Origin of the sequence: Streptomyces sp. NPDC042638 (assembly GCF_040647235.1) — a bacterium.
Lineage (GTDB): Bacteria > Actinomycetota > Actinomycetes > Streptomycetales > Streptomycetaceae > Streptomyces > Streptomyces rameus.
On the sequence record NZ_JBEZBT010000035.1, the window covers coordinates 30,929 to 41,131 of the forward strand.

Sequence of the window (10,203 nt, forward strand, 5' to 3'; positions counted from 1 at the left end):
GGCGTGGATGAGCACAGGTCCAGTCAGACGCGGGACGGCACTGCTGGCGGCGGCGCTGGTGGGCGCCCTGCTCCCGGCCGGCCCGGCGACGGCGCGAGCGGTGACGGCCGCGCACCCCCCGCGCACCGGCGGCCCCACCACCGTCACCCTCGTCACCGGCGACAAGGTGACCGTCACCGAACTCGGCCACGGCAGGAGGACCGTCACCGTGCGGCGGCCCCGCGGAGCCACCGGCGCCGTACGCACCGCCTCGAGCGGCGGTCACCTCACCGTCGTACCGGACGAGGCGCTGCCCTATCTGCGCACCGGCACGCTGGACCGGCGGCTGTTCGACGTCAGCGGGCTGATCCGGCAGGGGCTCACCGACGCCGAGACCGACGCGCTGCCCCTGATCGTCACCTACGGCAAGGACGCGCGGGCCGCGACACCCGCCGGCGCCGAGCGCATCCGCGCCCTGCCCAGCCTGCGCGGGGCCGCCGTGGCGGCGAGCAGGGGACGCGCCTTCTGGCGGTCGTTCACCCGGGCCGCCGGCACCGACAAGGCCGGCACCGACAAGGCCGGCATCGACAAGGTGTGGCTGGACGGCCGGGTGAAGGCCGACATGGCCGAGAGCAACACCCAGATCGGCACGCCGTCGGCCTGGGACGCGGGGCTGACCGGCAAGGGCGTCACCGTCGCCGTCCTGGACACCGGCGCGGATCTCGGCCACCCGGATCTGAAGGACCGGGTCACCGCCGCCGAGAGCTTCATCGACGGGCAGGACGTCGCCGACCGCAACGGACACGGCACCCACACCGCCTCCACCGTCGGCGGCAGCGGCGCCGCCTCCGACGGCAGGGAGAAGGGGGTCGCGCCCGGCGCCACGCTCGCCGTCGGCAAGGTGCTCAGCGACCAGGGCTCGGGCAGCGAGTCCCAGATCATCGCCGGGATGGAGTGGGCGGCCCGGGACGTGCACGCCCGAATCGTCTCCATGAGCCTGGGGTCGACGGAGCCCAGCGACGGCACCGACCCGATGGCGCGGGCCGTGAACACCCTCTCCGCGCAGACCGGGGCGCTCTTCGTCGTCGCCGCCGGCAACACCGGTGCCCCTTCCTCCATCGGCTCGCCCGGCGCCGCCGACGCCGCCCTCACCGTGGGCGCGGTGGACTCCGCCGACCGGCCGGCCTACTTCACCTCCGCCGGACCCCGGTACGGCGACAACGCCCTGAAGCCCGACATCTCCGCGCCCGGTGTCGGCATCCTCGCCGCCCGCTCCCAGCTCGTCCCCGGCAGCGGCTACTACACCTCGATGAGCGGCACCTCCATGGCGGCCCCGCACGTCGCGGGAGTGGCCGCCCTGCTCGCCGAGGAACACCCCGACTGGACCGGCGCACAGCTGAAGGACGCGCTCATGTCCAGCTCCGGCCGGCTCGACGTGTCCGCCTATGTGCTCGGCGCGGGGCGGGTGAGCGTGCCCGACGCCGTGACGGCGCGTGTCACCGCCACCGGCGGCGCCGACCTCGGCTTCTACCGCTGGCCGTACGACGCGAACAGGCCGGTCACCCGGACCGTCACCTACACCAACCGGACCGACGGGCCGATCGAGCTGAGGCTGTCGGTGCGGGGCGCTCCGGACGGCGTCGCCGCCCTCGGCCGGGACACCCTCACCGTCCCCGCCCACGGCACCGCCGACACCACCGTCACCGGCGACGGCTCGAAGGCGCCGGTGGGCGAGACGAGCGGGCAGATCGTGGCCACCGGCCCCGACGGCACGCCTGTCGCGCACACCGTGTTCGGCCTGGTGAAGGAGGAGGAGCGGTACTCGCTCACCGTCCACGTGCGGGACCGCGCCGGCGCTCCCGCCCCCGCCGACCTCACCGTGCAGCGGCTCGCCGCGGGGGAGGACGCCCAGCCCGCGCACGTCGACGGCTCCGGCACCCTGCGGCTGCGCCTGCGGCCGGGCACGTACAGCCTCGCCTCCTTCCTGGACGTGCGCGGCAGCCACGGCACCGACTCGCTCGGCCTCGGCTTCCTCGCGGCACCCGAGATCTCCCTCGACCGCGACCGCGAAGTCACCCTGGACGGGCGCCGGCTGCGGGAGGTCGAGGCGGACGTCGGCCGGCGCACCGAGACGCACCAGCTGATCATGGAGTACGACCGGGCGGCGGACGGCGCCGACCTGTTCGGCGCGGTCCAGGTGCCCCTGGCCTACGACAGCGTCTTCGCCGCGCCCACGAGGAAGGTCACCCGGGGCACCTTCGAGTACCGGACCGTGTGGCGGCTGGCCAAGCCCCACCTGGAGGTCAGGGGGATCGGCGAGGCGACCGTGCAGGCCGGCGGCACGCTGCTCGCGGGACGGACGCGACTGCCCCTGGCCGACGTCGGCGACGGGCCGCTGACCGGCGTGTCCGGCAAGGCGGTACTCGCCCGCCTCGCCGACGGCGCCGACCCGGCCGCGCTCGCGCAGGCCGCGCAGGACGCCGGAGCCAGGGCGCTGTTCGTGACGGACGAGGTGCCCGGCCGGCTGACGGCCTGGTGGGGCACCGACGACAACGCCGACCGGCCGCTGCAGATCGCCACGGTGAGCAGGGCCGACGCGGCCCGGCTGCGGGCGCTGGGCCGGGTCGACATGACCGGCACCCGCAACCCGTCGTACGTGTACGACCTGTCCGAGGGGTACCGGGGCGCGATCCCGGACCGGGACCTCACCTACGCCCCCTCCGGCCGCCGGCTCGCCGCCGTACACGTCAGGTTCCACGCCGCTCGGCCGGTGAGCGGTGGCGAGTTCCGGTACTCGATCACCGACACCTTCCCGATCGGCCTCGGCTTCCAGGAGCGCGTCGACCTGCCCGCCGAGCGCACCGACCACGTCTCCGCCGGCCCCGGCCGGCTGTGGCACGAGTCCGTCACCGCGGGCGACGGCGCGCTGGAGGAACGCGGCGGCCTGGTGCGCTACGACGGCGGGTCACGGCCGGAGCTGAACTGGTTCCGTCCGGTGTGGCACCCGTGGCTGGGCAGCGGGCTCGGCTGGGGGCAGCAACGCGCGGGGAACCAGATCCAGTTGAACACCCCCGGCTGGGGTGACTCCGGGCCCGACCACACCGGATTCGGCGACGTGTGGAGCGACGGCAGCGGGATGAGCCAGACCACCGCCGTCTACCTGGACGGCACCCTGGTCGACCGGGGCACCGGCTCCGCCGCGTACGTGTGGGACGCGCCCGCCGACGAGCACGCCTACAAGGTGGTCACCGACACCGCCCTGGACGCCGGGCACTGGCAGCCCGCGACCGAGGGCCACACGGAGTGGACCTTCCGGTCCGCGGCCACCCCGGCGGACCACTGGACCCGCCTGCCGCTCGTCAACCTCGGCTTCGACGTCGACACCGACCTCGCCGGCACGGTGCGCGGCGGCCGGCGGACACCGGTCGGGATCGGCGCCCAGTACGTGGCCGGGGCGGCCGGCACCGGCACCCTCGGCGGCGGCCGGCTGGAGGTGTCGTACGACGACGGCACGACCTGGCGGACGGTCCCGCTGACCGCCGGCCGCGGCGCCTCCTGGCACGGCACCCTGTCCGTGCCGCGCGACGCCGCCCATGTCTCCCTGCGGGCCTCGGCCCACGACGACAGGGGCGGCTCGGTGACGCAGGAGATCATCCGGGCGGTGGCGGTGCGGTAGTCCGGGCCCGGGGGCGGTCCGCGGGCTCCACGACGCCCCGGACCACCCCCAGTTCCACCAGGTCCTGCGGCCGGATGCGCAACTGGTCGGCGGTCGCCCGGACTTCCCCGGGCGGGCGCTTGAGGATGGCCGCCGCGAGCTCGGGTGCGATCACCGAGAAGTAACTGTCCGGGGTGGCCCAGGTGTTGCCGGGCGCGGCCAGCGCGAGCGCCCCGCCGGAGCCGCCCTCGCCGATGACCAGCGTGGTGACCGGCACCCGGGCGGCGGCCACCGCCCCGAACACCTCGGCGATCGCGGCCCCGGCCCCTTCGCGTTCCGCCTCCGCGCCGTTGGCGGCACCCGGGGTGTCCACCAGCGTCAGCACGGGGATCCCGAGCCGGTCCGCGAGCCGGATCAGCCGGGCGGCGGTGCGGTACCCGGCGGGCCGGGTCGCCGTCCCGGTCTGCGCCGCGTAGGCCACGGTACGGCCGTCCCGCTCACCGAACCCGCACAGCATCCCGTCGGGGTCACTGCCGCCGCACCGGTCACCGCTGATGAGGACCCGGTACGTGAAGTAGGCGTCCAGGTAGGCCCGGGCCCGCGGCCGCTTGGGCGCCCGCGCCCGGCCGACGGCGTCCCACCCGGTGACAGGCAGCCCCACCGCCCCGAGCGCGAACGGCACCGGCGCGGGCCCGCCCCCGACCCCCGCCCCACCAGCCGAACCCGCGGTACCGGACGCCGGGTCGGCGCTGTTCGCAGGGACCACCGGTCCGGTCCCCGCCGAACCGCCGAGCGCGCCCTCACCGCCCGGCGCACTTCCGGCCGGGGTGCCCGGGGGCGTGTCCGCCGCGGGCCCCGGCCCGGCGGCCGAACCCGTGCCGGCGGTACCGGACGACGGGTCGGCGTTGTTCGCGGAGGCTGCCGGCGCGCCCGCCGCCCCGGCGCCCGGCGAGGCCGGGGCCGGGCGGTTCGTCAGGAGGGCGAGCCACCTTCCCAGCGTGGCCCTCAGGTCTCGTACCGGCACCACCGCGTCCGCCGAGCCCGCGGCCACCTGTGCCTGCGCCGTGTAGGCGGACGGGTCGGCTCCGGGCGGGCGGACGCGGGAGCCGGCGAAACCCACCTGGGCGTCGGGCAGGGCCAGGACGACGTCCGCGCCCGCGCCCAGCGTGGCCCAGCCGCCGCCGGTCGTGGGGTCCCGCAGGACCGCGATCTGGGGCAGGCCGACCGCCCTGGTGAGCGCCGACTGGCGGGCCACCCGCTGGAGCTGGGTCAGCGCGAGCATGCCCTCCTGCATACGGCTGCCCCCGGTCGCGATCAACGGCACGACGGGGAGCCGGTGTTCGCGGGCACGGGTGTACGCCGCCACCAGCCGGTCCCCGGTGCGCTCGCCCAGTGAGCCGCCCAGGAAGCCGAACTCGAAGGCGATCAGCACGGCCCGGGTGCCCGTGACGCTCGCGGTACCGCAGACGACCGACTCCCGCTCACCGGTGCGTTCGGCGGCGCGGGCGCGGGAGGCGTCGTAGCCCTGCCAGCCGAGCGGGCCGTCCGGGAGGGACTCACCTGGCGGGGAAGGCAGTTCGCGGAAACTGTCCGCGTCCGCCACCAGCGCCAGGACCTCCCGTGCCGACAGCCGGTCAGGCATCGGCCAGGGCCCGCTTCATGATCTTCCCCATGTCGTTGCGCGGGAGCGCCGCCAGATAGCGGACGACGCGGGGGCGTTTGTGCGGGGCGAGGCGACGGGCCACGTGGTCCGCCAGCTCCTCGGCCTCGGGCGGTGCCTGCGGGTCCGCCGGGACGATCCAGGCCACGATCCGCTCGCCCAGGTCGGCGTCCGGCTCCCCGGTGACCGCGGCCTCCCGCACCCCCGGGTGCTCCAGCAGCGCGTTCTCGATCTCGCCGGCCCCGATCTTGTAACCGCCGCTCTTGATCAGGTCGGTGGCCTTGCGCCCGACGATGCGGACGTAGCCGTCGGTCTCGCGCACGGCCATGTCCCCGGTGCGGAAGAAGCCGTCGGCGGTGAACGCGGCGGCGGTGGCGTCGGGCCGGTTCAGGTACCCGGTGAACAGGTTCGGGCCGCGCACCTGGATCTCGCCGACGGTCTCCCCGTCGTACGCGGTGATCTCCGTCCCGTCCTCCTCCACCAGCCGCAGCTCCACGCCCGGCAGCGGCACCCCGACCGTGCCCGACCGGGCCTCCCCGTCGGCCCGCACGCTCGTGCTCATCAGCGTCTCCGTCATGCCGTACCGCTCGATCACGCGCCGGCCGGTCGCCGCCGCGATCCGCTCGTGGTCGTGCACCGGCAGCGCGGCCGAGCCCGACACCAGCAGCCGGGCCCGGCCCAGCGCCTTGGCCAGCTCCGGGTCGCCCGGCAGGGCCTCGGCGATGCGGTGGTACATCGTGGGCACGCCGAACACCATGGTCGCCCCGTCGTTCAGCTCGCGGGCCACGCCCTCGGGGGAGAACCGCCCCAGGTGCCGCACCGAGCCGCCCCGGCGCAACGGGCCGAGAACGCCGAGCACCAGGCCGTGCACATGGAACAGCGGCAGCCCGTGCACCAGCACGTCGTCGCCGGTCCACCGCCAGGCGTCGGCGAGCGCGTCCAGGGTGGTGGCCAGGGCCCGGCGGGGCAGGACCGCGCCCTTGGGCGGGCCGGTGGTGCCGGAGGTGTAGACGACCAGCGCCGGGTCGCCGTCCGCCGCCCGCTCCTCGGGGACGGTGCCGGAGGCGGACGCGTCGACGTCGATCCGGGGCAGGCCGGCCAGGGCCGGCGGCAGGCCGGCGCCCGGTGCGGCCAGCACCAGGGACGGTGCGCTGTCGGAGAGGATGTGCGCCAGTTCCTTCTCGCCCGACTTCGGGTTGAGCGGCACCGCGGCCACCCCGGCGAGCAGCGCGCCGGTCACCGCGACGGCGGTCTCCAGCTCCGGGGTGGCCCACACGGCGACCCGCTCCGCCCGGCCGATCCGGGCGGCGAGGGCACCCGCGGCGCCCGCGAGTCCGCCGTACGTCAGGGTCCGTGGCCCGAACCGCAGGGCGACCCTCTCCCGGACTCCGTCCGGGGGGACCCCCGTCTCGCTGCGCTCACCCGGGCCGTCCGTCAGGGCGGGGAAGAGAGAGGACACGTGGTGCGCTCCTTACTGCCGGCGGTGCCGGCTGCCGGGACTACAGCACGTTCCTACACCAGGAGCGGAGCGTTCCGTGATCGGGCTTGTTAGCCTCACAGCCGCACCGACCGTCGAAGCCGTCGTACGACAGGGAGTTCCGCCGTGCCCCGCATCGCCCTCGCCACCTACGACCCCGGAGCCGAGCCGGGCGTGGACACCGACCTGCCCGTGCTGGTGCGGGCGCTCGTGGACGCCGGTGCGCAGGCGGAGGCGCGGTACTGGGACGACCCGGCGGCGGACTGGGCCGGGTACGACCTGGTCGTCATCCGCTCGACCTGGGACTACAGCTGGCGGGCCGCCGAGTTCACCGCCTGGGTGGAGCGGACCGGCGCGCTGACCCGGCTGGCCAACCCGGCCCAGGTGGTGCGCTGGAACACCGACAAGCGCTACCTCGGAGAGCTGGCGGCGGCCGGTGTCCCCACCGTCCCCACCCGCTACACGGCGCCCGGTGAGCCGGCCGCCCTGCCCGCCGGCCACGAGTTCGTGATCAAGCCGACCTCGGGCGCGGGCGCCCGGTTCGCCGCCCGCTACACCCCCGCCGAGCACGAGGACGCGCTACGGCACCTCGCGCGGATGCACGAGGAGGGCCTCACCGCCATGGTGCAGCCGTACATGCCGGGCATAGACGCCCGGGGGGAGCGGGCGCTGCAGTTCTTCGGCGGGCGGCTGCTGCACGCCAGCCGGAAGGGCGCCGTCCTGGCGCCGGGCACCCCCTACGACGCCGACAAGGTGGCCCACCCCGACCTGGCGCGCTGGCAGCCCACGGAGGCCGAACTCGCCGTCGCCCAGAAGGCACTGGCGGCCGTGCCCGGCGCGCCGGAACTGCTGTACGCGCGCGTGGACCTGGTGGACGGCGACGACGGCGAGCCCCGCCTGATGGAACTGGAACTGGTCGAGCCGAACCTGTTCCTGTGGCTCCACCCGGACTCGCTGCCGCGCGTGACGGAGGCGATCCTCACGGCGGCCGAGCACACGGCTTAGCACCCGGCCTGGCGCGCCGCCGGGCCCCGTGTGGCTCAGGCGACGACCGCCGTCCGCTGGAGCAGCCCCCAGGTGAACTCGGCGACCACCTCGTGCCGTACGCCGTCCCTGTCGGGGGCGGTGAAGGCCAGCCCCCACCGGGTGGGGGCGGTCCCCTCCAGCGGGCGGGCGGGGGCGAAGGCGCGGGCGGCCTCGTCGACCGTGCAGGACCACGGGGTCAGGTCCTCCAGGGTGCGCAGGCGCGGGGCGGGCGCGTCCGGCGCCCGTACCAGCCACTCGTTCCAGACCCCGCCGTCGGGCCCGACGAGCGCCTCGAAGCGCAGGTCCGGCCAGAGCGGCAGCGCCCAGCGCCGCGCCTCGCAGTCGACGTCGCCGAGGCGGCGGGGCAGGACCGACTCGGGTTCGCCGAGGACGGCGCGGTACCGGGCGGCGGAGCCCCGGGCGCGCGGCGAGCGGACCATCGCCTGCCACCGCTTGTTGGCCTCCCGCATGTCCGCGACCGACGCGCCGAGCCGCCGCCGGGCGTCGTCGACGAGGTCCGGGTTGTGGTCGGCCATACGGCGCAGCAGCACCAGCTGGAAGTCGGGACGCATGGCATCCATGGTGCCCGGCCCGTTCCCGCCCATTGCCCGCGCAACCCTTCCCTGACTAGCCTGTGTTCGTCATGCCGATCGCCTGTTGATATCTCGAACACCGTGAACGGGCGCCTAGACCCAAGGGAGGGGGCCGGACGTGGGACGCCTCGTGCCTGCCGTGACCCGGGCTCTGGACATTCTGGAGCTGTTCCTCGACGGGGACGGGACGCTCTCCGCCCCCGACATCGTGCGCAGGCTGCAGCTGCCGCGCACCACCGTGCACGAGCTGGTCACCACCCTCGCCGCACGCTCGTACATCGTGCAGGTGCCCGGCGAGCCCGGACGCTACCGGCTCGGCGTCCGCCCGTACCAGCTCGGCAGCCGCTACGCCGAGCAGCTCGACCTCGCCGCCGAGGGGCAGCAGGTGGCGCGCTCGGTCGCCGAGACCTGTGACGAGACGGTCCACGTGGCGATCCTGGAGGGCACCGACGTCATCTACATCGCCAAGGTCGACTCCACGCACGCCGTCCGCATGGTCTCCGCGGCGGGCCGCCGGCTGCCCGCCCACTGCACCTCCGTCGGCAAGATGCTGCTGGCCTCGCTGCCGGAGCAGGAGCTGGCCGCGCGCATCCCGGACGGCGCCGAGCTGACGGCGATGACCCCGAACAGCATCACCGGCCCCACCGTGCTGCGCGAGGCCCTGGCCGGGATCCGGCAGCGCGGGATCGCGATCGAGAGCCGCGAGTCCAACCCGGACGTGTCCTGTGTGGCCGCGCCGGTCCGTGACCGCACCGGCCAGGTCGTGGCGGCGCTGTCCATCTCCGTCCCGATGATCCGCTGGAGCGAGGAGCGCCGGGCCGAGCTGGAGCAGCTGGCCGTGAAGGGCGCGGCGGAGCTGTCGGAGCGGCTGGGCCACCGGAGCGCGGCATGACGGGGTACGAGGTCGCGGTACGGGCCGAGGCGGCGCTCGGCGAGGGGCCGACCTGGGACCCGGCGACGGGCCGGCTCCTGTGGCTGGACATCCTGGGCATGCGGCTGCACACCTACGACCCGGTGACCGGCCACCGCACGGTCCGTACGGTGCCGCAGCACATCGGCGCGGCCAAGCCCCGCGCCGGTGGCGGCCTGGTGCTGAACCTGCGCGACGGCGTCGGCCTGCTGGACCCCGACGACACCTTCCGCTGGCTGCACCGCGAGCCGGTCGCGGGCCGCCGCGCGAACGACGCCGCCGTGGCCCCGGACGGCTCCCTCTGGGCGGGCACGATGCGCTACGACGAGGCGGCGGGCGGCGGCACGCTGTCCCGGCTGACGGGCGACGGCACGGTGCGCACGGTCCTGCCCGACGTCACGGTCAGCAACGGCACCGGCTGGAGCCCCGACGGCAGCCTCATGTACTACATCGACACCCCGACCCGCCGTGTCGACGTCTTCGACCACGACACGGACGGCGTCCACGACCGCCGCCCGCTGGTGGAGATCGAGGAGGGCGCGGGCTTCCCGGACGGCCTGACGGTCGACGCGGAGGGCTGTGTGTGGGTGGCGCTGTGGGACGGGGGAGCGGTACGCCGTTACACGCCCGCCGGCGAGCTGGACCGGGTGATCACCGTGCCGGCACCGCGGACCACGGCGTGCGCGTTCGGCGGCCCCGGCCTGACCGACCTCTACATCACGACCGCGCGCACGGGCCTGCCCTCGCCCCACCCGCTGGCCGGCGCCCTCCTGGTGATCCCCGACGCGGGCAAGGGCCTCCCCCAGCCCCCCTTCCAAGGCTGACACCCACCCCGGGGACGCGGGGAACCGCACGCCCGCCCCCCCCACGCACCCGCAGCCGACGAACGGCCCGTCTCCTACG

Annotated in this window: 7 protein-coding genes; 4 read left to right on the forward strand and 3 right to left on the reverse strand. The window is 75.7% G+C overall.

Annotated features, from left to right (window positions below; translation table 11 throughout):
* Positions 1-7: 7 nt before the first annotated feature.
* Positions 8-3,655: a S8 family serine peptidase gene (locus AB0B40_RS25255; protein ID WP_362265696.1), complete on the forward strand. Its 3,648-nt coding sequence runs from the start codon at positions 8-10 to the stop codon at positions 3,653-3,655.
* On the opposite strand, the gene AB0B40_RS25260 is transcribed toward AB0B40_RS25255, so the two are convergent.
* Positions 3,630-5,276, reverse strand: coding sequence for a carboxyl transferase domain-containing protein (locus AB0B40_RS25260; RefSeq protein ID WP_362265698.1), 1,647 nt, complete (start codon positions 5,274-5,276; stop codon positions 3,630-3,632). The genes AB0B40_RS25255 and AB0B40_RS25260 overlap by 26 nt on opposite strands.
* Complete coding sequence (locus tag AB0B40_RS25265) at positions 5,269-6,753, reverse strand: acyl-CoA synthetase (RefSeq protein WP_345056213.1); 1,485 nt, start codon at positions 6,751-6,753, stop codon at positions 5,269-5,271. The genes AB0B40_RS25260 and AB0B40_RS25265 overlap by 8 nt, the downstream gene beginning before the upstream one ends.
* A gap of 144 nt (positions 6,754-6,897) precedes the next feature.
* Between AB0B40_RS25265 and AB0B40_RS25270 the strand changes: the two genes are divergently transcribed.
* A complete protein-coding gene (locus AB0B40_RS25270) occupies positions 6,898-7,776 on the forward strand; it encodes a hypothetical protein (protein WP_345056214.1) in 879 nt (292 codons plus the stop codon).
* A 35-nt stretch (positions 7,777-7,811) separates the two neighbouring features.
* Here AB0B40_RS25270 and AB0B40_RS25275 read toward each other — a convergent pair whose 3' ends face one another.
* The gene (locus tag AB0B40_RS25275; RefSeq protein WP_345056216.1) at positions 7,812-8,402 is read right to left on the reverse strand and encodes a hypothetical protein; all 591 of its coding nucleotides are present in this window, start codon (positions 8,400-8,402) and stop codon (positions 7,812-7,814) included.
* Between the two features lie 106 nt (positions 8,403-8,508).
* Here AB0B40_RS25275 and AB0B40_RS25280 point away from each other — a divergent pair, with 106 nt between their 5' ends.
* Both AB0B40_RS25280 and AB0B40_RS25285 read left to right on the forward strand, forming a co-directional pair.
* Positions 8,509-9,282, forward strand: coding sequence for an IclR family transcriptional regulator (locus AB0B40_RS25280; RefSeq protein WP_345056217.1), 774 nt, complete (start codon positions 8,509-8,511; stop codon positions 9,280-9,282).
* Positions 9,279-10,124 (forward strand): SMP-30/gluconolactonase/LRE family protein, encoded by an 846-nt coding sequence (locus AB0B40_RS25285; protein ID WP_345056218.1) that lies wholly within the window; start codon positions 9,279-9,281, stop codon positions 10,122-10,124. The genes AB0B40_RS25280 and AB0B40_RS25285 overlap by 4 nt, the downstream gene beginning before the upstream one ends.
* Positions 10,125-10,203: the final 79 nt, after the last annotated feature.